General features: G+C 64.5%; 24 protein-coding genes. 14 read left to right on the forward strand and 10 right to left on the reverse strand.

Going from position 1 to position 23,320, the window contains the following annotated elements; translation table 11 throughout:
* Positions 1 to 4: 4 nt before the first annotated feature.
* From IC761_RS21950 to IC761_RS21960, 3 genes are read right to left on the reverse strand one after another with little or no spacing between them, the layout of a single operon-like run.
* Positions 5 to 589, reverse strand: coding sequence for an amino acid synthesis family protein (locus tag IC761_RS21950; RefSeq protein WP_195798716.1), 585 nt, complete (start codon positions 587 to 589; stop codon positions 5 to 7).
* A 15-nt stretch (positions 590 to 604) separates the two neighbouring features.
* Positions 605 to 1,504, reverse strand: coding sequence for a UPF0280 family protein (locus IC761_RS21955; RefSeq protein WP_195798717.1), 900 nt, complete (start codon positions 1,502 to 1,504; stop codon positions 605 to 607).
* Entirely contained in the window at positions 1,501 to 2,958 is a 1,458-nt protein-coding gene (locus IC761_RS21960) for a 6-hydroxynicotinate reductase (protein ID WP_195798718.1), read from the reverse strand. The genes IC761_RS21955 and IC761_RS21960 overlap by 4 nt, the downstream gene beginning before the upstream one ends.
* Positions 2,959 to 3,228: 270 nt before the next feature.
* Between IC761_RS21960 and IC761_RS21965 the strand changes: the two genes are divergently transcribed.
* Positions 3,229 to 3,711, forward strand: coding sequence for a (2Fe-2S)-binding protein (locus tag IC761_RS21965; RefSeq protein ID WP_195798719.1), 483 nt, complete (start codon positions 3,229 to 3,231; stop codon positions 3,709 to 3,711).
* The gene (locus IC761_RS21970) at positions 3,711 to 7,205 is read left to right on the forward strand and encodes a molybdopterin cofactor-binding domain-containing protein (protein WP_195798720.1); all 3,495 of its coding nucleotides are present in this window, start codon (positions 3,711 to 3,713) and stop codon (positions 7,203 to 7,205) included. Before IC761_RS21965 ends, IC761_RS21970 begins: the two co-directional genes overlap by 1 nt.
* Before the next feature lies 1 nt (position 7,206).
* On the opposite strand, the gene IC761_RS21975 is transcribed toward IC761_RS21970, so the two are convergent.
* Complete coding sequence (locus IC761_RS21975; RefSeq protein ID WP_195798721.1) at positions 7,207 to 8,175, reverse strand: catechol 2,3-dioxygenase; 969 nt, start codon at positions 8,173 to 8,175, stop codon at positions 7,207 to 7,209.
* A gap of 448 nt (positions 8,176 to 8,623) precedes the next feature.
* Between IC761_RS21975 and IC761_RS21980 the strand changes: the two genes are divergently transcribed.
* The gene (locus tag IC761_RS21980; protein ID WP_195798722.1) at positions 8,624 to 10,363 is read left to right on the forward strand and encodes an ATP-binding protein; all 1,740 of its coding nucleotides are present in this window, start codon (positions 8,624 to 8,626) and stop codon (positions 10,361 to 10,363) included.
* A gap of 156 nt (positions 10,364 to 10,519) precedes the next feature.
* Positions 10,520 to 11,098: a peroxidase-related enzyme gene (locus tag IC761_RS21985; protein WP_195798723.1), complete on the forward strand. Its 579-nt coding sequence runs from the start codon at positions 10,520 to 10,522 to the stop codon at positions 11,096 to 11,098.
* Between the two features lie 12 nt (positions 11,099 to 11,110).
* Here the strand turns inward: IC761_RS21985 and IC761_RS21990 are convergent, their stop codons facing one another.
* The gene (locus tag IC761_RS21990) at positions 11,111 to 11,275 is read right to left on the reverse strand and encodes a hypothetical protein (RefSeq protein ID WP_195798724.1); all 165 of its coding nucleotides are present in this window, start codon (positions 11,273 to 11,275) and stop codon (positions 11,111 to 11,113) included.
* Positions 11,276 to 11,592: 317 nt separating this feature from the next.
* On the opposite strand from IC761_RS21990, the gene IC761_RS21995 reads away from it, so the two are divergent.
* Positions 11,593 to 11,748 (forward strand): hypothetical protein, encoded by a 156-nt coding sequence (locus IC761_RS21995; RefSeq protein ID WP_195798725.1) that lies wholly within the window; start codon positions 11,593 to 11,595, stop codon positions 11,746 to 11,748.
* A 266-nt stretch (positions 11,749 to 12,014) separates the two neighbouring features.
* The gene (locus IC761_RS22000) at positions 12,015 to 14,195 is read left to right on the forward strand and encodes an alkaline phosphatase family protein (RefSeq protein WP_195798726.1); all 2,181 of its coding nucleotides are present in this window, start codon (positions 12,015 to 12,017) and stop codon (positions 14,193 to 14,195) included.
* A 96-nt stretch (positions 14,196 to 14,291) separates the two neighbouring features.
* On the opposite strand, the gene IC761_RS22005 is transcribed toward IC761_RS22000, so the two are convergent.
* Positions 14,292 to 15,392 carry a BMP family ABC transporter substrate-binding protein gene (locus IC761_RS22005; RefSeq protein WP_195798727.1) on the reverse strand — a complete coding sequence of 367 codons (1,101 nt, stop codon included), beginning with the start codon at positions 15,390 to 15,392 and terminating at the stop codon, positions 14,292 to 14,294.
* 104 nt (positions 15,393 to 15,496) lie between these two features.
* Positions 15,497 to 16,249: a GntR family transcriptional regulator gene (locus IC761_RS22010; RefSeq protein WP_195798728.1), complete on the reverse strand. Its 753-nt coding sequence runs from the start codon at positions 16,247 to 16,249 to the stop codon at positions 15,497 to 15,499.
* A gap of 251 nt (positions 16,250 to 16,500) precedes the next feature.
* On the opposite strand from IC761_RS22010, the gene IC761_RS22015 reads away from it, so the two are divergent.
* The 3 genes from IC761_RS22015 to IC761_RS22025 are packed head-to-tail and all read left to right on the forward strand — an operon-like array spanning position 16,501 to position 18,253.
* Complete coding sequence (locus tag IC761_RS22015; RefSeq protein ID WP_195798729.1) at positions 16,501 to 16,683, forward strand: hypothetical protein; 183 nt, start codon at positions 16,501 to 16,503, stop codon at positions 16,681 to 16,683.
* Positions 16,680 to 17,615: a DUF1989 domain-containing protein gene (locus IC761_RS22020; RefSeq protein ID WP_195798730.1), complete on the forward strand. Its 936-nt coding sequence runs from the start codon at positions 16,680 to 16,682 to the stop codon at positions 17,613 to 17,615. The genes IC761_RS22015 and IC761_RS22020 overlap by 4 nt, the downstream gene beginning before the upstream one ends.
* A complete protein-coding gene (locus tag IC761_RS22025; RefSeq protein ID WP_195804736.1) occupies positions 17,615 to 18,253 on the forward strand; it encodes a flavin reductase family protein in 639 nt (212 codons plus the stop codon). The genes IC761_RS22020 and IC761_RS22025 overlap by 1 nt, the downstream gene beginning before the upstream one ends.
* A 6-nt stretch (positions 18,254 to 18,259) precedes the next feature.
* On the opposite strand, the gene IC761_RS22030 is transcribed toward IC761_RS22025, so the two are convergent.
* Positions 18,260 to 18,490 carry a DUF6894 family protein gene (locus IC761_RS22030; RefSeq protein WP_195798731.1) on the reverse strand — a complete coding sequence of 77 codons (231 nt, stop codon included), beginning with the start codon at positions 18,488 to 18,490 and terminating at the stop codon, positions 18,260 to 18,262.
* Positions 18,491 to 18,497: 7 nt separating this feature from the next.
* Positions 18,498 to 19,229 (reverse strand): Crp/Fnr family transcriptional regulator, encoded by a 732-nt coding sequence (locus tag IC761_RS22035; RefSeq protein WP_195798732.1) that lies wholly within the window; start codon positions 19,227 to 19,229, stop codon positions 18,498 to 18,500.
* A 130-nt stretch (positions 19,230 to 19,359) separates the two neighbouring features.
* Here IC761_RS22035 and IC761_RS22040 point away from each other — a divergent pair, with 130 nt between their 5' ends.
* Positions 19,360 to 19,563: a hypothetical protein gene (locus IC761_RS22040; RefSeq protein ID WP_195798733.1), complete on the forward strand. Its 204-nt coding sequence runs from the start codon at positions 19,360 to 19,362 to the stop codon at positions 19,561 to 19,563.
* 253 nt (positions 19,564 to 19,816) lie between these two features.
* On the opposite strand, the gene IC761_RS22045 is transcribed toward IC761_RS22040, so the two are convergent.
* Positions 19,817 to 20,446 (reverse strand): ParB-like protein, encoded by a 630-nt coding sequence (locus IC761_RS22045; protein WP_195798734.1) that lies wholly within the window; start codon positions 20,444 to 20,446, stop codon positions 19,817 to 19,819.
* 320 nt (positions 20,447 to 20,766) lie between these two features.
* Here IC761_RS22045 and IC761_RS22050 point away from each other — a divergent pair, with 320 nt between their 5' ends.
* From IC761_RS22050 to IC761_RS22065, 4 genes are all read left to right on the forward strand, one after another.
* On the forward strand, positions 20,767 to 21,108 hold the full coding sequence (locus IC761_RS22050) for a hypothetical protein (RefSeq protein ID WP_195798735.1): 342 nt from the start codon (positions 20,767 to 20,769) through the stop codon (positions 21,106 to 21,108).
* 230 nt (positions 21,109 to 21,338) lie between these two features.
* Entirely contained in the window at positions 21,339 to 21,626 is a 288-nt protein-coding gene (locus IC761_RS22055; RefSeq protein ID WP_007592476.1) for an acyl carrier protein, read from the forward strand.
* A 10-nt stretch (positions 21,627 to 21,636) separates the two neighbouring features.
* On the forward strand, positions 21,637 to 22,107 hold the full coding sequence (locus IC761_RS22060; RefSeq protein ID WP_195798736.1) for a 3-hydroxyacyl-ACP dehydratase FabZ family protein: 471 nt from the start codon (positions 21,637 to 21,639) through the stop codon (positions 22,105 to 22,107).
* On the forward strand, positions 22,104 to 23,309 hold the full coding sequence (locus IC761_RS22065; protein WP_195798737.1) for a beta-ketoacyl-ACP synthase: 1,206 nt from the start codon (positions 22,104 to 22,106) through the stop codon (positions 23,307 to 23,309). Before IC761_RS22060 ends, IC761_RS22065 begins: the two co-directional genes overlap by 4 nt.
* Positions 23,310 to 23,320 lie beyond the last annotated feature (11 nt).

The raw sequence follows: 23,320 nt of genomic DNA on the forward strand, positions 1-23,320 counted from the left end.
TCTTCTATTTCAAACCGTCTTCGCCCTTGATCTCAGCGACCGTCAAACCGCCGACGCGCGGCAACGGACGGCCGCTGTCGGTGACGGCGACCGCGACCATGATCTCGTTGGCGCGCGGCGCGTCGTTGATCTGCACCTCCATGCCGTCGAAATGACTGCGCACGAAGGCCGCATCCTTGTGGCCAAGCGGAATGTCCAGCGTGGTGCCGGGACCGCTGCGCTTCTTCGACGACGGAATCAGCGCCGCGCCCTTGCTCAGAACTTTACGCACCGGCGCGCCCATCTTCGGGTGAAGGATCGCGGCGGCGTGTTCCAGCTCGCCGTTCTCGCCGACGGCCGCGGCCTTGCCATAGCTCTGCGCCTTCGCGCCGTCGATGCCGAGCGCCGCCACCGCGCGCTTCGACAGCAGCTCGCCGAGCTCCTCGCCGATCGCGATCAGCGGCGAAAGGTCCTCGACATATTTTCCGGCAAAGGGATTTTCGATCACGGCGATCGCCGCCGCGCGCCGGGTCGGGGGCGAGACCTGGCGGCCCATCTCCATCTGCGTCTCTTCGACCACGGTGACGATCTTGCGGATGATCGCGCTCATGTTTCGCTTCCCCGATCAGGCATGAACCGCATTCTCCAGCACCGCCGGGTGCGGTCGTTGCCGTTCAATATCTTTGGTTCCGATGACAAGCATATCACCACACAGCTGCAACACGGCACCCTCGATCAAGCCGCGGTCGAACAATTGCCGTGCACATTCCGCGCCAGATTCCAGCGCGAGAGCGATCTCGCTCTGCGACAACTCACCGACGTCGCGCGTGACGAGACGCGCGCCGAGATCGCTGTCGGGTTGAAGCGCGTTCGCGGGCTCCCGAATGATCGCTTGATGCCCGGGCAGATCGACGGCGTTGGCGATGATTGTCGCCGCCGCGTCGGCCTGCGATGCGGTTACCGCCAGCGCCGTCACAGCATCTGCGATGCCGAGCGAAAAGCTGCGGCCGTGTCGTCCGCTGGTCGCGATCCCCCGCACGGGGTCATTCGCGTCAATCTTCATGGCCCGCATCACGCCGCTGCCATCGGGGCGATCGATCAAGCCGACCGAAAAAAGCTCACCCTCGCCAAGATGAAGCGCAATATCGCCGCCATTGTTCACATAAGCCTGATCAAGCGATGCCGCAGCCAGCATTGCACCCAGAATTTCCTCCGCCACGCTGCCGGCCACCGCGGCCATCGGCGTGATGAAGCAATCGGCGGCATAGGGCGCGACGGCGGCATGCATCCGGCGCGCAACAACACCGTTGAGCAAACAGTTTCCTGGTTCCACCGCCTTGCGCAATTCCACCAGCTCGGCGCAAAGCTCGTCGAGCAGGCCGGTGAAACGCCGCGCGGCTGCCTCGTAGGCTGCGCGCACCTCGCTCGCGTCTCCCCTCGCCTCAACGATCAGATCAATCGGTCCATCCTGCAAATGCAGCCGCCGGCCATCAGACAGCAACGCGATTTGCGGGAGCCGCGTCATGTCCGCCGTCCCGGAATCGGGTTCTGCCAGGGCACCTGGCGGACATCGTCGCCGCCCCTCACCTCGGACAGCGGCTTCACATAATCCATGTGGCCGCCGAGAGCGGCATAGTCGGACAGCTTCATCGTGAACTCGATCGGCGCGACCAGCGCCGGCGTCGGCACATAGCCGAATGCGCCGGCCGGCATCTGCGTCACGTCGACCATGTAAGTGATGCCGCCGCCCGGCCAGACATAGACCGCCGCGCCACCGCTGGTGACGCGTGTCAACGCATCCTTCACCGAGCGCGTCAGCCGCACCGGGTTGTCGGTCACACCCGCGCGCAGCGAGCCGCCGGCACCCGCCATGAACAGCACCGTGCACAGCGCCGGCTCGCAATTCTCCTGGATGCGCTCGACTGAGAACTTCAGATCGGCCGGCATCTCGGTCTCGATCGGCTTCAAGGCCTCGTCGAGCACGTAGTAGGACGAATGCTCGCCGGTGGTGGACACCATCAGCATGGAAAGGCCCGGCTTGGCCTCCTTGGCGTCGAACGGCCCGAGGATCGCGAGCGGATCGGAGATGTTGGTCCCGCCCCATCCCGTGCCGGGATCGGCGACCTGGAAATAACGGCCGGGGGTCGAGCGGCGGCCCTTCATCTTGATGCCGGTATCGGCAATGTCGAGCAGCTTGCCGGCCTGATGCTCACTGAGCACGCCGGTGATGTGATCGTCGACCACGACGACCTCGTCGACCCTGCCGTGCCATTGCTTGGCGAACATGCCGATCGTCGCCGAGCCACAGCCGACGCGCATGCGCTCTTCTTTTGCGCCGTTGACGATCGGCGGCTGGCCGGCCTGCACCACCACATTCGCACCGCCGTCGATGGTCAGCTCCACCGCCTTGCAATTGGCAAGGTCCATCAGCGTGTCGCAGGTGACGCGACCCTGCTTCTTGGAGCCGCCGGTCAGATGATGCACGCCGCCGAGCGACAGCATTTGCGAGCCGTATTCGCTGGTGGTGACGTGACCGACCGCCTCGCCCTGTGCGCGCACGGTTGCGGTCTCCGGGCCGAGATAGCGGTCGGTGTCGATCTTCACCTTGATGCCGCAATAGGAGAAGATGCCTTCGGTGACGACGGTCACCATGTCGACGCCGTCGACTTCCGACGAGACGATGAACGGCGCCGGCTTGTAGTCGGGATAGGTCGTGCCCGCGCCGATCGCGGTCACGAAGGTCGAGGGCTCGTGGACGAGCTTGCCGTCCCAGTCTTCGGTGCGACTGAACGGCACCAGCTTGCCGCCCTGCGACACCGTGCGCTCGAGGATGATGTGCGGATCGACGCGAACGAGCTTGCCCTCGTGATTGGCATAGCGGTCGCAGGCGCCCGCCGCGCCCGGCTTGATGTAGCACATCACCGGACAGGCATCGCAGCGGATCTTGTCGGTGGCGGCGCTCGTCGTTTCAGTCACCATGTGCAAACCAGTGGATCACGACGCGTTATCATTCGTATACGAACGATGTTGCGCGCGGTCCCGAGTGCTGTCAAGCGGCGCCACCCGCGAAAAGACACTGCTGCCGAATAAAACCTCATTTGCCTCCCGGCTTTGTTCACAAAGCAGGCAGTTGCGCTGCACTGCGGCATGCCGGCTTGCACGTTTGTGTACAAACGGTATCGTCGCGACTTGGAATTTGAGCGACTTGGAATTTTTGCGACCGCATGGTCGCGGTGCTGGGAAACAGGGATGACGCAGACACCGATCCGCCTCACCGTGAACGGCAGCATCCACGACGTCACGGCAGAGCGCCGGACGCCGCTGCTCTATGTGCTGCGCAACGACCTCGCCCTCAACGGCCCGAAATATGGTTGCGGCCTCGGCGAATGCGGCACCTGCACTGTCCTGATCGACGGTGCCCCCGCGCGCTCTTGCGTGATTCCGGTAGGCGGTTGCACCGGACGCGACATCGTGACGCTCGAAGGTCTCGGCACGCGCGACGAGCCTGATGTGGTGCAGCAGGCCTTCATCGACGAACAGGCCGCGCAATGCGGCTATTGCCTCAACGGCATGATCATGACCACCAAGGCGCTGCTCGCGATCAACCCGCGGCCCACCGAGCAGGAAGCGCTCGCCGCGCTGCGCTACAATCTCTGCCGTTGCGGCACGCATGTCGAAATCCTCCGCGCCGTGATGCGCGCCTCTAGCCAGCTCGCAGAGGCCGGTGATTGATGGCCTCCCCCATTCGCGGTTCGCTCGTCGTCGTCCGCACCGTGGACGAGGTCACGTCCGAGACCTTCGTGCGGATCACCGCGGATGGTTCGGTCACCGCCTATAACGGTCATGTCGATCTCGGCACGGGCATCCGTACTGCGCTCGGCCAGATCGTCGCCGAGGAGCTGGACGTCTCCTTTGCGCGCGTCGTCGTCGTGCTCGGCGACACCGCCGTCGTGCCGAACCAGGGCGCGACGATCGCGAGCGAAACCATCCAGGTCACCGCCGTTCCCCTGCGCAAGGCCGCGGCGCAAGCGCGGCACTTTCTGGTCGCGCGCGCGGCCGAGCGGCTGGAGCTGCCGGCAAGTGAGCTCAAGATCGAGGACGGCCTCGTCCGCGGCCACAATCGCAGCGTCAGCTATGGTGAGCTGATCGGCGGCGACACCATCCGCCTCGAGCTTGATGACGACGTGCCGGTCAAGGCCGTCGGCGACTATGCCATCGTCGGCCAGTCGATGCCGCGCGTCGATCTTCCTGCCAAGGCCACGGGCGAGCTGACCTTCGTGCACGACATCCGCGTATCAGGCATGCTGCATGGGCGCGTGGTGCGCCCGCCCTATGCCGGCGTCGATGCCGGACCGTTCGTCGGCACCAGCCTGATCGCGGTCGACGAATCCTCGGTGCGCGACGTTCCCGGCCTCGTTGCTGTCGTGCACATCGGCGACTTCGTCGGCGTCGTCGCCGAGCGCGAGGAAAATGCGATTCGCGCCGCGGAGCAGCTCAAGGTGAACTGGAAGCCGACGCCTGCGCTGACCGATCTCGCCGATGTCGAGACCGCGTTGCGCGCCAGTCCGTCGACACCGCGCACGCTGATCGACAAGGGCGGTGTCGACGCGGCGATTGCCGGTGCGGCCAAGCCGATGCAGCGCACTTATGTGTGGCCGTATCAGATGCACGCGTCGATCGGACCGTCCTGTGCCGTCGCCGACTTCCTGGACGGCAACATCCGCGTCTGGTCCGGCACGCAAAATCCGCACCTGCTGCGTGCCGACCTCGCACTCCTGATCGAGCGTCCCGAGAGCGAGATCGATGTGATCCGGCTCGAGGCGGCCGGCTGCTACGGCCGCAACTGCGCCGACGATGTCAGCGCCGACGCGCTGCTGCTGTCGCGCGCGGTCGGCCGCCCCGTGCGCGTGCAGCTGACGCGCGAGCAGGAGCACGCCTGGGAGCCCAAGGGCACCGCGCAGCTGGTTGACGTCAATGGCGGCCTCGACGCCGACGGTGGCATCGCCGGCTACGATCTCGCTACGCGCTATCCCTCGAACGCGGCACCGACACTCGCGCTCCTTCTCACCGGGCGGATTTCATCCGAGCCCGAGGTGCTCCAGATGGGCGACCGCACCGCGATCCCGCCTTACGATTACGACCACATGCGTGTCGTCGCCCATGACATGGCGCCGATCGTGCGCGCATCCTGGTTGCGCGGCGTCTCGGCGCTGCCGAACACGTTTGCGCATGAATCCTATATCGACGAGGCCGCAACCGAGGCTGGCGTCGATCCGATCGAATATCGGTTGCGCTACCTCAAGGACCGGCGCGCCGTCGATCTCGTCAACGCTGTCGCCGAGCGCGCGGGCTGGACGCCCAGGCCAGTCCGCGAGGACAAGGACGGCGAGATCGTGCACGGGCGCGGCTTTGCCTATGCGCTCTACGTCCACAGCAAGTTTCCCGGCTATGGCGCGGCGTGGTCGGCCTGGGTTGCCGACGTCGCCGTCAACAAGACCACCGGCGACGTCAGCGTCACGCGCGTGGTTGCGGGGCAGGATTCCGGGTTGATGATCAATCCGGACGGCGTCCGCCACCAGATCCACGGCAACGTCATCCAGTCCACCAGCCGCGCGCTGATGGAGGAGGTCTCGTTCGATCGTGGTGCGGTGGCTGCGCGCGAATGGGGCGCCTATCCGATCATCCCCTTCCCCGACGTGCCCAAGATCGACGTGCTGATGCTGCCGCGGCCGGACCAGCCGCCGCTCGGCGTCGGCGAGTCTGCTTCGGTGCCGAGCGCGGCCGCGATCGCGAACGCGATCTTCGACGCGACAGGTGTGCGCTTCCGCGAGCCGCCGTTCACGCCGGAACGTATCCTCAGGGGATTGCACGGTGACGCGTCGGCCACGACGCTGGCCCTGCCGGCACCCGCGACACCACCTCCGTCCCGCATTTGGCAAAATCCATTCGCCAGGCGCGCCGGCATCTTTGCAACGATGGCAGCCCTATGCACCGCCGCGATCGGCGTCGGCGCCGCGCTGCTGCCCGGCCGCGCCATCGCGCCGATCGCGCGTCCCGATGCATCGGTCTATTCGTCAGCGACGATCGCGCGCGGCCAACAGCTCGCAGCGCTCGGCAATTGCGCGGAGTGCCACACCAGCCTCGGTGGCGTGCTCAATGCCGGCGGCCGCGCACTGGAGACGCCGTTCGGCACCATCTATTCGACCAACATCACGCCGGATGTCGAGACCGGCATCGGCGCCTGGTCCTATCCCGCCTTCGCGCGCGCGATGCGCGACGGGCTACACCGCGACGGCCGCCAGCTCTATCCCGCCTTCCCGTACACGCACTTTGCCAGGACCAGCGAAGCCGACATGCAAGCGCTCTACGCCTATCTGATGGCGCAGCCTGCGGTACGCGCGACGGCGCCCGCCAACACGCTCGCCTTCCCGTTCAATCTCCGCCCGCTGCTTGCAGGCTGGAACGCGCTGTTCCATCAGGCCACGGAGTTCAAGCCCGATCCCGCAAAATCCGAGCAGTGGAATCGCGGCGCCTATCTCGTCGAGAGCCTCGGCCATTGCAGCGCCTGCCATTCGCCGCGCAATGCGCTCGGCGCCGAGCAGCGCGACGCCTATCTCGCCGGCGCCTTTGCCGAGGGCTGGGAGGCGCCGGCTCTGACCTCGCTCTCGCATGCGCCGGTCCCGTGGAGCGAAGACGAGCTGTTCGCCTATCTGCGCACCGGCCATTCGCGCTATCACGGTGTGGCGGCAGGTCCGATGGCGCCTGTTGTCAGGGACCTCAAGGCCCTGCCCGACCAGGACATCCGCGCGATGGCCGTCTATCTCGGCTCGTTCAACGACGCCGCCGATGCGCCCGCGCTTGCCACCAGGCTGGAGAGCGCGACGCAAGTCACCGTGGCCTCGTCCACCGGCGCGCGGCTCTATCAGGGCGCCTGCGCAGTCTGCCACGAGGTCGGCGGCCTGCCGCTGTTCGGCAGCCGCCCCTCGCTCGCGCTCAGCAGTAATCTGCACAGCGCGACATCCGACAATCTCGTGCAGGTGATTCTGCACGGTATTGTCGAGCCTGTGTCGAGCGATCTCGGCTACATGCCCGCCTTCAGGAACAGCATGAGCGACGCGCAAATCGAGGAGCTCGTCAGCTTCCTGCGCAACCAGTTTGCGCCGGACAAGCCCGCATGGACCGGCGTGCGCGAGACGATCGCCCGCGTGCGCGCTTCAACGCATTAAACTAGCCGTGCTTCTTCACGTCCACCGGCGGCGTGCCGTGGGTGTGGAAGGACTCGATCGTCTTCAAACCCCAAGCCTGGCCCTTCTTGCGCTCTTCCTCGGTCCACACGATCGGCTTCCAGTCCGGCGCGAGGATCAGGCGGGCGCCGGCATTGGCGACCTCGACGCGGTTGCCGCCGGGCTCGTAGACATAGAGGAAGAAGGTCTGCTGGATCGCATGCTTGTGCGGGCCGGTCTCGATGTGCACGCCGTTCTCGAGAAAAATGTCGGCGGCGCGCAGAATCTCCTCGCGGCTGTCGAGCGCGTAGGTGACGTGGTGGAAGCGGCCGGGCGTGCCGGAATGGTCGAGCGAATAGGCGAAGTCGTAGCTCTTGTTTGACATCGTCAGCCACATCGCGGCTTCACGGCCATCGTTGAGCACGATCTGCTCGGTGAGCCGACAGCCGAGATAATTCTCGAAGAACTCGCGATTCGCCTTGATGTCGACGGCGAGGCAGTTGAGGTGATCGAGCCGGCGGACATTGACGCCGCGCGCCGGAAAGCGCTGCGCCTGGTTCTTGAGTGCGGGTTTGAGCTCCGGTGGCGCCTGATACCACTCGGTCTCGTAATAGAGCTCGACGATGTGGCCATCAGGGTCGCGGCAGCGGAAGGTCGGCCCCTGCCCCATGTCGCCGTCGATCCAGCCGATATCGAAGCCCGAGCCCTTCAGTGCGGCGACGCGGCGTTCCAGCCCCTGCTGGCTGCGCGCGCGCAGCGCCATGTGCTCCATGCCCGAGGTCTTCGACGCCGTCAGCTTGAGCGAATAGCGCTCGTAATCGTCCCAGCCGCGCAGGTAAACCGACTCACCCTTCTGCCCGCTGACGGTCATGCCCATGACGTCGACGAAGAATCTCAGGCTCTCGTCGGGCTTGGGCGTCAACAGCTCCATGTGGCCGAGATGGGCGAGATCGAGGATCGGTTCGGGCTGCATGGCTTCCTCCAGAAAATGGGCTTTCGATCCGCTTTACGGAATCGCGCAATCGGGCACGGGGCGCAACGGCAATGCGCGCGCACGGACCCGGGCGGTCCAAATCACCGCGGGCTCATTTGTACTAATGTACAAATGATTAGGTCCCGTCAACAAATCAAAGACCGTCTTCCTCCGAACCCGGCGGTGGCTGTGCTGGGCGGCGACGATCCTCCGAACGCATAGCCGAGTGCCCGGATGGTAAAATCTTCCTTAAGGCCCCATCGGCCGATCGGCCCAGAAAAGCAGCATTTTAAGGCCCACTACGCCCCCAAGTATGCATTAGGTACAAACCACCCTGCCGAATTTCGGCAGATTTAACGAAGCTCCCGCCTCTGCCGCTTAACAGTTTGTGCAGCCCCGGCCCGCATAGTCGGAAACAAATCCCTCGCTCTTGCCAGGTTCATCCATCGTGACATCCTTTGGACGCGTGATTTCGGTACGCGGATCGCTCGCCCGGGTCGGGCTTCTGGCGCAAAGCCAGATGTCGATCTCGGAAGTTCGGGCCACCGTCGGCCGTTTCGTCAGCATCCGCTGCGCCAGCTCGGTCATCGTCGCGATGATCACCGAAGTGTCCTGCGAGAACCTCGCGAGCACCGCCGATTACATCGCGATCGCCTCGGTCGACCTGCTCGGCGAGATCCTCAATGCCGCCGACAAGGCCAAGTTTCAGCGCGGCGTCACCAACTATCCGACCATCGGCGATTCCGTCGACCTGATCACCAGCCAGGAGCTGCGCACGATCTATGCGCCGACCGGGTCGGACCAGATCAATGTCGGCTTCCTCCAGCAGGACCGTTCCGTCGTCGCCTATGTCGATATCGAGGAAATGCTCTCCAAGCACTTCGCGGTGCTGGGATCGACCGGCGTCGGCAAATCCACCGGCGTCTCGCTGCTGCTCAACGAGATCCTGAAAGCACGGCCGAACCTGCGCATCTTCCTGCTCGACGTCCACAACGAATATGGCCGCTGCTTCGGCGATCGCGCGCTGGTGCTCAACCCGCGGAACCTGAAGCTGCCGTTCTGGCTGTTCAATTTCGAGGAAATCGTCGATGTGCTGTTCGGCGGCCGCGCCGGCGCGCCCGAGGAGCTCGACGTCCTCGCCGAGGTGATCCCGATCGCCAAGGGCATCTACACCCAGTACCAGAACGCCGATCGCCTCGGCCTGAAGCGCATCGATCCGAAGCAGATCGGCTTCACCGTCGACACGCCGGTGCCGTACCGCCTGGTCGATTTGATCTCGCTGGTCGACGAGCGGATGGGCAAGCTGGAAAACCGCTCCTCCCGCATCGTCTATCACAAGCTGATTTCGCGCATCGAGGCGGTCCGCAACGATCCGCGATACGCCTTCATGTTCGACAACGCCAATGTCGGCGGCGACACCATGGCCGAGGTGATCAGCCATCTGTTCCGCCTGCCCGCCAACGGCAAGCCGATGACGGTGATGCAGCTCGCCGGCTTCCCGGCCGAAGTCATCGATTCCGTCGTGTCGGTGCTCTGCCGCATGGCCTTCGACTTCGGCCTGTGGAGCGATGGCGTGTCGCCGATGCTGTTCGTCTGCGAGGAGGCGCACCGCTACGCCGCCGCCGACCGCAATATCGGCTTCGGGCCGACCCGCAAGGCGGTGTCGCGCATCGCCAAGGAAGGCCGCAAATACGGCGTCTATCTCGGCCTCATCACGCAGCGCCCCGCAGAGCTCGACGCCACCATCATCTCCCAGTGCAACACGCTGTTCACGATGCGCCTTGCCAACGACCGCGACCAGGCACTGCTGCGCGCCGCAGTGTCGGATGCGGCCGCGAATTTGCTGTCCTTCGTGCCCTCGCTCGGCACCCGCGAAGTGCTGGCGTTCGGCGAAGGCGTCGCGCTGCCGACGCGGCTGCGCTTCAAGGAGGTGCCGCCGCACCAATTGCCGCGCGGCGAAGCCACCATCTCCAGCGTGCCGTCGGTGACGTCGGGTCACGACATGCATTTCGTCGGCGCCGTGCTCGAGCGCTGGCGCGGCGCGACCTCGCAGCGCGACGCGCCGAACGACCCGGTGTTCCAGGCGCCGCCGGCCAAGACGCTGGCGCCGGCCGAAACCCCGATGCTGCAACCGTCGATGGGCCTCGATCCGGACCGTTTCTCGCTGCTGAAGAAGCCGCTGCGGTAAGCCTCGCTCCATCAACATCGTCATTACGAGCGCAATGACGGAGGAAGGAGCGCCGTTTTATAACGCGCACTTTCTTCGCGGCCACTCCGGCCCGGCTAATTGAGCACGCCACCCGCATCGACTATGGTTGCCGGCCCCAAGCCGGAATCCATGCCCATGACAAAGCCTGCGCAACGCTTCCCCGCTCCCGCCCTCGACACGCTGCCCGACGACATCCGCACCCGTCTCCTCGCGGTGCAGGAGAAGAGCGGCTTCGTGCCGAACGTGTTCCTGACGCTCGCCTATCGCCCCGACGAGTTCCGCGCGTTCTTCGCCTATCACGACGCGCTGATGGAGAAGGATGGCGGCCTGACCAAGGCCGAGCGCGAGATGATCGTGGTGACGACCTCGGCGGCCAACCAGTGCCAGTATTGCGTGATCGCGCATGGCGCGATCCTGCGCATTCGCGCCAAGAACCCGCTGATCGCCGACCAGGTCGCGATCAATTACCGAAAGGCCGACATTACGCCGCGCGAGCGCGCGATGCTCGATTTCGCAATGAAGATCTCGGCCGATGCGCAGCGCATCTCGGATGAGGATTTCGCGGCGCTCGGCCCGCACGGCTTCAGCGACGACGACGTCTGGGACATCGCCGCGATTTCGGCCTTCTTCGCGCTGTCAAACCGGCTCGCAAACTTCACCGGCATGCGGCCGAACGAAGAGTTCTATCTGATGGGACGCCTGCCGAAGAAATAGCGGCGACCGCCGTTATTGCTGCTTCTGCTTCGCCATCAAATCGAGCGCCGGCGCAAAGCGTTCGGCGAACGTCAATGTTTTGGCCTCGCGCGACGCGGCAAGCGAAGCCGAGATGAACGTGTAAAGTCCGACTGAAACGACCGCGAGCAAGGCCGCGGCGAAAGCAACACGACGCATCTTTCCCTCCTTTGGAGGCCCGCCCGCTCGAAAGATGGACCTGCTTTGTTTCAGGACGCCTTCGTCCGGCCTGGAAAATGATTTCGCTCAAGAGACTGTGATTTGCGCTCTCTCGCGAGAACGCATGCCGCGACACACCTGACTCTCTGCTGGTGCGAACTTGGCCAGCAAACACCGCGACTAATAAAGGCCATTGGTGTTCGAGGCCAGGCACGCACGACACAGGGAATTTTGAGTGCACGATCACGATCGAGAATCGTATGACAGCCACGACAGTCAGCGTTTGCGGAGCTACAGCTTCGATGAGGAGGCCTCCCATGAGCGTTGCCATCCAGAAGCTCAATGGCCTGTGGCACCTCATCGTCGGCTCGTACCAGATCCGCACGCCTTTCCGCGAGACCCAGGACCGCGCGCTGGTCGTGACTTACGCCCGGCACGCCTATCCCGGCGCAAAAATCTTCCAGCGCGATTGATGTGAGCGTTGCTCCGTACCAATTTTCGCGCGTTCGGGTTTCATTCGTCGCGTACGTCCAGCCACGATTATGTTCGGCACTGCCATCATCGCGCTTTAGCTCGTTGTTCGACCTGCATCGCACGACAACGATCCCACGCTGACACCCTGTCGATGTAATCGCTGCGACGTACACGTGTCACATGCGCGTCGTCGGCGACGCTCGATAATCACGCTCATTCCGGATCACATCCGCGCGAATTGCGCAGCGAGCTTGGGGGCGTCCACATGAGCAGGAAAACCGCTTTCTCCGTGATATCGGCGATGTCGCTCGCCACGACGCTGGCCGCTGTGGCAGTTCCAGCGCACGCAGACGGCGATGACCGCGACCACGATGGCGACCATCATCGCCGCAAGCCGCAGGTCGTGCTGATCTCGCTCGACGGCGCCAAGCCCAATTTCATTCAGCAATTCATCGACGAAGGCGTGCTGCCGCGCGACGGCGGCCTGGCGCGGCTGAGCCGCCATGGCGCGGTTGCGCTGCAAAACGTGACGGCATCGCCGTCGCTGACGGCCGTCTCGCATATCGAGATCGCGACCGGCTCGACCGCCGTCCACAATGATATTCCCTCGAACACCTTTGAGGCGATCGTCGGCCCGATCACATCGAGCCTCAGCGGCTTCGCGGCTCCAATCGGCGGCTATCTCGAGAGCCCGCTCGGACCCTCGCCGCATCCGACGGCTGCACCGCTCTGGGTGCAGCTGCGCCAGCAGGGCAAGAAGGTCGCCACCGCGACGTGGCCGGGCGGCGACGGCGCCGACATCTCCATCAACGGCACCGTGGTGCAGCCGGCGCAGCCGACCCGAACAGTCAACTACACCGTGCCGTTCGGCGCGTTCGGCGGCCTCTCGGCCCAGGGTTTCACATTGTCCCAGTCGGACTTCACGCCGGATCCGGCCATCCTCACCGGACTTCAGGCCGCCGGCCACTTCTCCTACAGCCCCGTGCTGGTGACGACGAACCCGATCGAGACGTTCTCCTGCGCCTCGGCGCAGACCTCGACCTGCTCGAGCAACGCGGCAACCTTCGATGTCAAATTCGCGATCAAGGTGGCGGCGATCGACACCACCAACGACAACAAGGTGAACTACGACACGCTGGTGTTCTTCGACATGACACAGGGCATCAAGTCGGGGCCGTTCCGCGCGCCGTCGACCGGCCCGGCCTATGTCAAGTTCGGCGGCGAGAATGCGCCGTTCTTCTTTGAAGGCAGCGGCGCCAAGGTCGGTGCCGCCTACTTCGTCTCGCAGCTTGCGCCCGACCTGTCGACCGTGCGCTTCGCCCGCTACAGCGCCAACTTCATCCCGCGCAACACGCCGGTGCTGGCCGACGTCGACGACATCAACAACAATATCGGCTTCTGGCGTCCGCAGGGAGACTTCCGCATCCCGGAGCGGCTCAGCCCGGGCTTCACCAGCTTCCCCGACGTCGAGATCGAGGCGATGTACGAGGACATGGTCAAGACCTTTGTGCGCTACCAGGCGGATATCGGCGAGCGCGCGATCCAGAACCATCCCGACGCGGACCTCGTGATGGTCTATATCGAAGAGCCCGACGGCTCCGAGCATCAGTTCCTGCTGATTGATCCCCGCCAGGGCACCAACCCGGCGGACCCGAACTCGATCGGCGCCAACCAGGATCCGGCCAAGGTCGCGCGCTACGCATCCTATATCCGCTTCGCCTATCAGGCCGCCGACAAGGCGGTGAAGCAGATTTTGGACGCGGCCGGTCCCGACAGCGACGTCATCGTGGTGTCGGACCACGGCTTCGCACCGTTCCACACCTCCGTCAGCATGACCAACATCCTCAAGAATGCCGGCATCGACACCACGAAGCTGGCGATCCGCACCTCGGGGCCGGCGGCCAACATCTATGTCAATCTGCAAAACCGCGAGTCCGGCGGCACCATCGATCCCGCAACCTACAAGGCGCTGGTCGCGCAAATCACCGATGCCGTGAAGAACGCCGTCGATCCCAATCCGAAGTTCAACGGATCGCTCGACGGCGGGCGGCTCTTCACCGTGGTCGAGACCCGGCCGGTGGTCTGCAACGCCGGCACCGGACAATGCACCAGCAAGACCATCGGCCAGGATTTCGGCGACGTGTTCGCGCTGATGGCGCCCGGCTATAATTTCGACGGCGTCCAGAACCCCGGCGTCGCCCGTCTCGGCGACGCGCCATTCAACGCGGCAACGACCACGCTGTCGATGCCGAACTTCTATGGCGCGCACGGCCACGATCCCGAGCTGCCGGTGATGAGCGCGACCTTCATCGCCGCCGGTCCCGATATCCAGAAGACGACGATCCGGCGCATGCACAATCTCGACGTGGCGCCGACCATCATGCGGATCCTCGGCGTCAGGCCGCACGACGTCGACGGCGAGGTCTTGCACGAGATCCTGCGCTGAAGCGGATCGTGCCATCAAAAAAGCTCAGCGGCTGCTGTGGAGCCTCACAGCAGCCGCCAAGCGCGAAATGATGTCACCGCCGAAGGCAACCACGCCTCAGACGGTGCCGATGATCCCTTCGACCAGATAATCGGTGTGCTCGAGCGAGGGATCGTAGAGCCCGGTCTCCTTGTCGCTGATGACCTTGCCGGTGTTGCTCTTCACGGTGCCGGTGAAGATCGGCTTGCCCGCCTTCAGGTCGGCGATCGCGGCCATGGCGGCGTTGCGGCCGGCGTCGCTGCAACCGGCGCCGAAGGCGGAGCTCGCCACCATGTCCTTGTCGTAGCCACCGATCACCATGTTCGGCAGCTTCTCGCCCTTGGCGATCATGCCGGCAAAGCTCTTGTAGATCGTGCCCCATTTCAGCTCGGCGCCGGTGATGAAACCCTTTGGCGCGAGGTTGGCCTGGTCGGCGTTGTGGCCGCAGCTCTTGACCCCGCGCTTCTCCGCGGTCTCGATCACGACCTTGGGGCTGTCGATGTGGCAGGCAATGACATCGCAGCCGGCATCGACCAGCGCATTGGCGGCCTCGGCTTCGCGCACCGGCAGCGCCCAGTCGCCGGTCACGATCAACTGCACCGTCACGTTGGGATTGACCTTGCGTGCCCCGAGCATGAACGAGTTGACGTTGCGCAGCACCAGCGGGATCGGCTTGGCCGCGATATAGCCGATCTTGTTGGACTTGGTCGAAAGGCCGGCGGCGATGCCGTTCACATAATGGCCCTGGTCCAGATAGCAGAAATAGCCGCCGGCATTGGAGGGATGCTTGTCGGCCTGCCACAGCGAGGTCGGATGGCGAAACTCCACCTTGGGATATTTCCTGGCGGCGTCGACCATGAACGGATTGAAATAGCCGAACGAGGTCGGAAACAGCAGCGATGCGCCGTCGATGTTGATCATCGATTCCATCGTCTTCGCCACCGCCGCGGTCTCCGGGACGTTCTCTTCCTCGACGACCTTGACGCCCGGGATTGCCTTCAGCGCCTGCGCGCCGACGGCATGGGCCTGGTTCCAGCCGTAGTCGGCGCGCGAGCCGACATAGATGATGCCGACGGTGATATCCGCAGCCCGCGCCGGCGCGCCAAGGCCGGAGAGGACGAAGGGACTGGCGGCGACGCCGCCGAGAAAGCTGCGGCGGGAGAACGAATGCGTGGTCATAGGCAATACTCCATGATTGGCCGTGGCGTCGCAGCGCACGGCGGTGGCAAACACTGGAATGAGGCGGTGGGGTCGAAGCGTCGGCTAAGGCGGATTTGCGATGATCATCGCTTCCCCCTCGCCTTGGGTTTGGGAAGTCGCGCGACCTTGACCGAGGCGCCGCCAGCGAGGGCCTCGCTGTAGCGCGACAGCACCGCGCCGAGATCGAAGCCGGCCGCGGAATCGCCGTCGAGCAGCGCGCGCTGCTCGACCGAGCCGAGATGGCGATCCATTATCCTGATCGCGGCGTCGGCATCGCCTGCCCGCAAGGCCGCCACGATCTCGCGATGCTCGTTGACGGCGCAATCGGCCGAATGCGGCCGGCCGTACAGCGCGAGGATCAGCGAGCAGCGCGACACCACTTCGCCGAGATAGCGGCGGATCAGCGCATTGCCGGCCATCTCGCCGAGCCTGGTGTGGAATTCGCCGGCCAGCCGGATCGACACCCGTGCCTCGCCGGCCTGGCGCGCGGCTTCTTCGGCGCGGACATGACCCTCGAGCTCGGCGCCAAATCGCGGCTGCCAGCGCGCGATCACCAGACGCACCACCTCGCGCTCCAGCATGCGACGGGTCTCGAAGATCTCCTTGGCCTGATCCAGCGTCGGCTTGGCCGTGGTCGCGGTCCGCCGCGGCGGCGCATCGACCAGCCCCTCCGACTGCAATTGCGCCAGCACCTCGCGCACCAGCGTCCGGCTCATGCCGAAACGCGTGCCGAGCTCGTCCTCCGGCAGCTTGGTGCCCGGCGGCAATGCCTGCTCGATGATGGCCTGACGCAGCGCCTGGCTGGCGAGATCGACGCGGGAGGATTTCTTGCTCATCGGACCGTCGCGCTGGAGATGCCGGTCGGCTTTGGCCGGCGTAATCTGGTGTACAGTAACACCAATAACTGTACACATGATGCGGAGATTTTAGTCGACCAGCGCGAAGATTCGGCACGCGAGCGCTCAAAGTTTGCACTCGATTAATCACCAAATCCGCCGATAATTACCCAAAATGGCGGCACGTCGATCACCCTGCTTCGCTCAAAAACTGTATACAAGATTTCTCAAAACGCATTCTGGAGGCCAATTTGACCGAGACCGTGATCAGGCTGCGGCTCAATCAGCAGCAGCTCGAATTGATGGACCGGACCATCGCCAGCGGCGTCGCGCCGGACCGCGCCGCTTTGGTGCGGCTGGCCGTGCGCGAATACGCGGCGGCGCGGAAGGCCGAGACCACGGCGAAGCCGAATGATCTGGAGCCGGTGCGATGAGCGAGCGCCCTATCCTGTTCGAGCATGTGCTGGAGCCCGGCACGGGCAAGGCCATCGAGCTCCTGAAAGGCCAGATCCTGCGCATCGAGCAGGTCGAAGGCGGCCAGTGCGCCGATTTCAACTGCTTCAACCTGCACGACTACAAGGAGTTCATGCATTGCGGGCGGACCCGCACCGTGCACGGCTTCCATCCGACCAAGGGCACCTTCATGTGGTCGGCGCCGCCGCGCGAGCGCGCGATGCTCTATATCCTCGAGGACACGGTCGGCCGCAACGACGTGCTGTTTCCCCGTTGCAGCGCCTATGTCTACGAGGCGTCTTACGGTTTTTCGGTGCACACCAATTGCCATGACATCCAGGCCGAGGCGCAGCGGGAATACGGATTGACGCCCGACGACGTGCACGATTCCTTCAACCTGTTCATGTGCACTGGCGTCGACCAGGACGGCCACGCCTACATGACGCGGCAGACCACCAAGGCGGGCGACCATGTCGACCTTCTGGCGCTGATGGACGTGCTGGCGGTCCCGAACGTCTGCGGCGCCGACGTGATGCGCACCAGCAATTTCGCGCTGAAGCCATTGAAGCTGACGGTGTTTGCGGCAACGGAGGTCGATCTGGCGCGCGTGCCGAAGACGCCGACGCTGGCGAGCCAGCGCACGCCGAAGGATTTTCGCAATCCGACCATCAAGACCGACCGGCCGCTGCGCCGTGACCCCGCTTACAAGCCGGAGTTTCCGAACACACCGATCCGCATCACCGAGCTGCCGGTCGCGCTGTCGGCCGAGGAGCTTGCGGATTTCAACGCGGCCAAGCGCAGCGATATCTATGGCGAGGACGACGCCGCAGCGTTGCGCGACATGCTGTTCGCATGGTGGGAAGAACGCTTCCTCCAGGCGCATGCCGGCGCACCTTCGATCGAGAGTGAATGATGGATGACGTGACGTTCGATTTCCGCGTGCTGTCGGCGCGCGACAAATACAAGCTCCTGATCGGCACCGTGGTGCCCCGCCCGATCGCGCTGGTGACGACGGTCAATCCCGAAGGGCGCGTCAACGCGGCGCCGTTCAGCTTTTTCAATTGCCTGTCGGCCGATCCGCCGATCCTGGCGCTCGGCGTCGAGAACCATCCGGACATGCGGTTCAAGGACACCGGCCTCAACATCCGCCTGACCGAGGTTTTTACCGTCAACATCGTCTCGCATGCGATTGCCGAGGCCATGCATGTCTGCGCCGTGCCGTTCGCGCCGGATCATGACGAGCTGAAGGCGGCCGGCCTGACCGCCATGCCGGGCAAGACGGTGGCATCGCCCTGGATCAAGGAGGCGCCGGCCGCGTTCGAATGCCGCCGCCACATCACGCTGGAGCTCGGCAAGTCGCGGCAGATCATCATGGGCGAGATCCTGTTTGCGCATTATCACGCCGACGTCGTCGACGCCGAGCGGCTGCACATCGACCCTGCCCGGCTCGATGCCATCGCCCGGCTCGGCGGCAGCACCTGCTCGACCATCCGCGACCGTTTCGACATGGCGACGCCGACGCTGGAGGATTGGAACGAGCAGCAGTCGTAGGAGAACCTACGCCTCCTGAACCTCGAGCGTAATCGACACCTTCAAGAACGGCACGCCCTCCGCGCGGACATCGACGACGACACGATGCGCGCTACCGGCGATGAAGGCGTCTCGGGCGATCGAGGCGCCGGTCAGCACGGCTTCCTTGCGCGCGTCATTGACGTCAGGGAATTCCTGCCCGCTCTCGTCCGGAATGAGACGGCCATTCTCGTGGATGTCGAAATGGAAGCGCGGCATCGGCGGCTCAAAGCGTGGGCGACTGGTGCAAATAACGGCCGTCGAAATCTGCAAGTTCCAAAAATTTGCGTTCGTCGAGCACGGTGACCCGGCCACGGTGCAGCTCGACGATGCCTTCCTGACGCAACTGCTTGATCACTCGGTTGGCGTGAACGGCGGTGATCCCCAGGGCTTCGCCGATCTGTTCCTGTGTCAGCGGCATCTCGAAATTGCCGCCGTCCACGCGGCCGATGATCCGCAGGCGCTCGCGTAATTCGATCATGACATGGGCGAGCCGCGCGGGCGCCGGGCGCTGGCCGACATTGACGATCCATTCGCGGAACATCGCAGCATCGATCAGGGTGTCCCGCCAGAACATCTCGGCAACAGCGGGCCTGCGGCGATGCAGCTTTTGCAGCGTCTTGTGGCTGATGAAGCCGAGTGTCGACGGCGTCAACGTCGACAGATCATGGTCCATGACGTGCAGGAACAGGCTCATCAAATCGGGGATTTCGCCGGGGATGTGGATCGAGAGGATCTGCCGCTTACCGTCCGCGATCGTCTTGGAGCGTGCGCAAAAGCCCTCCGCGATCAGGCAGCATTCCGTCGCCCGCTCGCCGTCACGCACTACCGGCGTCTCCGCCGGATACTGCCGAACCGCGATCGGAAGGGCCTCGATCTCTCCGACATCCTCGTCGGAAATGCCGGATGAAATGCGCAGGCGTTTGAGAAGCGCCGCGCGGATCGTATCGCTGGGCAAGTCGGGTCAGCTCCGGTCGTATGCAGTGGACCACGATGAAAAACCCGCGATCGGTGCGCCCGGTTCCAACAAAAGTTAAGGACGCTGCGCGCATTCGCGTGCTTGGCTTTATGCAGGAAAGGCCCAAGCCATGACCAAGAAACGCAACCGCACGCGACCGGCCCTGTCGCTCCAGGAGCGCCTGAAAAAATTCAGCCAGGAGGCCCGCACTGCTGCCAAAAGCTTGCCGGCCGGCGCCGAGCGCCACACGCTGATGCAGAAGGTGCGCGACGGCGAAGCTGCCGCCGAGATGGAGCGCTGGCTGTCCCCGCCCGGCCTGCAAAGCCCGAAATGATCGCACAGGCGCGACGCGGTTATCTTTACCAGCCGCAAAGGACGTCCCGAGCGAACAGGGGCCGAATGTTCGAAAGTGCACATCGCTCGCGCGCGCACTCGGCTTAGGCTTCACGCTCGTCTTTCATCGGGAGCGTGACACCCGCTGGAGGCCGATTGCCCCGGTTCGGCTTCGCCTCCGCTTCCGGCAAGCAAAGCGCGGCGGCCCCAGCCCATCACCCTTCCACGCTGGGGCCGTCTCGCCGCGGATCGTCTTAATCGTCGTCCGCCGGACCGCACCAGCCGGGCAGGTAGATCGCATCCTTGCTCTTGGCCGCCGCCATGGCTTTTTCCAGCGCCTTGTCGAAATTGGCGTCGACCGCCTTGCGCGACAATTTCCGGCGCAGATAGTCGGCCCACAGGAATTCGGAGAACGGCGTGGTGTCCTTGGCGAAGCCGCCCATGCGGCGCAGCTCGCCGGCGAGGCTGCGGAACGGATCGTCCTTGAGATCGACGACCGATTTCGGCAGGTCGCGGAACGGACGGCGCTCGCCCTTGGCATCGTAGGGATAGACCCAGCGCTTGTTGTCCATCACGCCCCAGAACGCTTCGCGCTCGACCATTCTGAGATCGCCGACCACGGTGACCAGCACTTCCTTGACGCCCTCGTCATGCAGTGCGCGGCCGAGGTGGTGATGGTCGATCACGTAGTAGCGCTCGTCCGGTCCGAACACGACGGGGATCATGTGGGTGCCGAGCATGTCGGACTGCTTCTTCTTGTCGCGCTCGCGCCAGCGCTTGCGCTTCTCCTTGACCTCGCGCATGCCGACCGTCATCTGCGTCGGCCGGAGCGACAGGATCGGCACCGGATGCACTCTCGGCTCGCGCGCGTTGGTGGTGGTCATGGTCGAGGGCCTCTCATCTGGTTGCAACGGTCCAAGGTTCGGTCGAGGTTCCCGACTATGCCATGGGCCTTGCCGCTGCAAAATCCGTTCGCACGTGTGGCGTCCGCAAGCCAGCGTTCACGGGCGCGCGAGGCAAGGCTGTTGTTGCAGCGCAAACCGCATCCCTGCACCGGGATGACAGCCCCTTCTGCCGCTCGTTCGCAATCTGCGATGAAAGATCATGCCAGCGCGCAGCGCACGTGCGCGTTGAGAAGATTTTCTGCAACGCCTCTGCCACGTATGCTATCTAAAATTTGCTGCTTCGGAGTGATCCCCGCACCATGAAATCCCAGCGGCCCATAACCTCGGACGACGAGCACCGGGTGCTCCAGTTCAGGCCGCGCACCTCGCCCTCGCCGGTGGTCCACCGGGGCGGCGGCATCGTGCAGCCGCTGCACGGCGCCCCCGAGCCGCTCGACCTGTCGCGTTATGAGCAGCCCCGCGCCGAGCCGGACGACTTCCGCCACCGCATGCTCGCCAATATCGCAGCACTGGCCTTCACCATCGCGCTGACCGCGATCGGGATCTGGCTCGCGGTCTCGATCGCCGATCTGCGCCGGACCCAGGACTGCGTGCTGATGGGCCGGCGGGACTGCGTCAGGATCACCACGCCCCATATCTAGGCAAGGGCACACCGCCCCCCCGGCGGAGGGGCCCGACGGGCATCCCCAGCCCCGTCCCTGACTGTCCCCTTGGGCCTGCCCGGCTCCATTGAACTCAGGGCGGCGCTCCGATATACGGGCTTTCGACCCAACCAGAGGGGGTTTGAGGGCGTCATTCGGGGCGCGATGCAGGCCCTCCGTGCCCTTCTGGAACATCCGAAAAATATTCGCAATATATCAAAGGCTTAGTGATGTCCTCCACATTCGATCAGGTCGCTACGATCATCGCTGAAACCTGCGACATCCCGCGCGACACGATCACGCCGGATAGCCATGCCATCGATGACCTCGGCATCGACAGCCTCGATTTCCTGGACATCGCGTTCGCGATCGACAAGCAGTTCGGCATCAAGCTACCGCTGGAAAAGTGGACCCAGGAGGTCAACGACGGCAAGGCGACCACCGAGCAGTATTTCGTGCTGAAGAACCTGTGCGCGCGCATCGACGAGCTGGTCGCAGCCAAGGGCGCGAGCGCCTAGTCGCGCAATCATGCAACTCGAATACTTCCACATGATCGATCGCATCGTCGACCTCAAGGTCGACGAGAAGACGATCGTCGTCGAGGCCCAGGTCCCGCAGGAGAGCACCATCTTCGAGGGGCACTTCCCGGGCTATCCCTTGATGCCCGGCGTGCTCCTGATCGAATCGATGGCGCAGGCCTCGGGCTTTCTCCTGCTTGGCGTGCTGAAGTTCGAGCGGATGCCGATTCTTGCAGCCGTCAAGGAAGCCAAGGTCCGCGGCTCGGTGTTTCCGGGCGACCTCATGACCCTCGAAGCAAGCGTAGCCCATGAGGGCTCGGGCTATGCCATGACCGAGGCCAAGATCCGGGTCGGCGGCAAGCTGCGCGCGAATTCGACGCTCACCTTCACCCTGATTCCCTTCCCCAATTCGGATATGCGCGGATACATGGACGCGGTCGCCAAGCGCGTCGGCTTTCCGCAACAGGCCGTATCGCCATGACTGAGATTGCTTCGAAGGCCGGCCAGACGGAAGTCTGGATCACCGGCATTGGTCTTGCCACCTCGCTAGGCGAGGGGCTCGACGCCAACTGGGCCGCGCTTCAGGAGAAGCGCATCAATGTCGACGAGAAGGGCTTTGCGCCTTTCATCGTGCATCCCTTGATGCCTGTTACCTTCGACAGCCAGATCCCGAAGAAGGGCGACCAACGCCAGATGGAAGCCTGGCAGCGCATCGGCGTCTATGCCGCAGGGCTCGCGCTCGACTCGGCCGGCATCAAGGGCAACAAGGACATCCTGTCGAAGATCGACATGGTGGTCGCCGCCGGCGGCGGCGAGCGCGATCTCAACGTCGACACCGGCGTGCTCACCGCCGAGGCCAAGGGGGCGAACGCACCCGGCTTCCTCAACGAGCGGCTGATGAGCGATCTGCGCCCCACTCTGTTTCTGGCCCAGCTCTCCAATCTGCTCGCCGGCAACATCGCCATCGTCAACGGTCTCGGCGGCACCTCGCGCACCTTCATGGGCGAAGAGGTTGCGGGCGCCGATGCCGCGCGCATCGCGCTGTCGCGCATCGCCTCGGGCGAGAGCGACATTGCGCTGGTCGGCGGCTCGCACAATGGCGAGCGCAAGGACCTGATGGTCCTCTACGAATTCGGCGACTTCAATCTGAAGGACAAGTTTGCCCCCGTGTGGCAGCGCAAGGACCACGCCGGCTTCGCGCTCGGCTCGGCCGGCGCTTTCCTGGTGCTGGAATCGAAGGCGCATGCGGAAGCGCGCGGCGCCAAGCCGTTCGCAAAGCTGTCGAGCGTGGTGACGGATCTCGCCCGGCGCAAGCAGTCCGGCGACATGGAAGCGACGCTGGAGAGGCTTTGGGACAAGCTGCCGAAGCGCGAGGGCAAGGGCGCGATCATCTCGGGTGCAACCGGCGCCGAGCCGGCGACGTCGGAAGAGCGCGGCTTCCTGAAGAAGCATGCCGATTTTCCGGTGCGCGCGACCGGCACGATGTTCGGTCACACCATGGAAACGCAATTCCCGCTCGGGATCGCGCTCGCAGCTCTCGCGATCTCGCGCGGCGCGCTGTTCCCGCCGAACGATTCGACCGGGACCGAGGTTGACATGCAGGGAGCGCCCACCCAGATCGTGGTGGTGGGGGCCGGACACTGGCGCGGCGAAGGCATGGCGCTGGTCGAGGCGGTTAGCTAGTTCTTTTGGGG

It is taken from the genome of Bradyrhizobium commune (assembly GCF_015624505.1).
GTDB classification, from domain to species: domain Bacteria; phylum Pseudomonadota; class Alphaproteobacteria; order Rhizobiales; family Xanthobacteraceae; genus Bradyrhizobium; species Bradyrhizobium commune.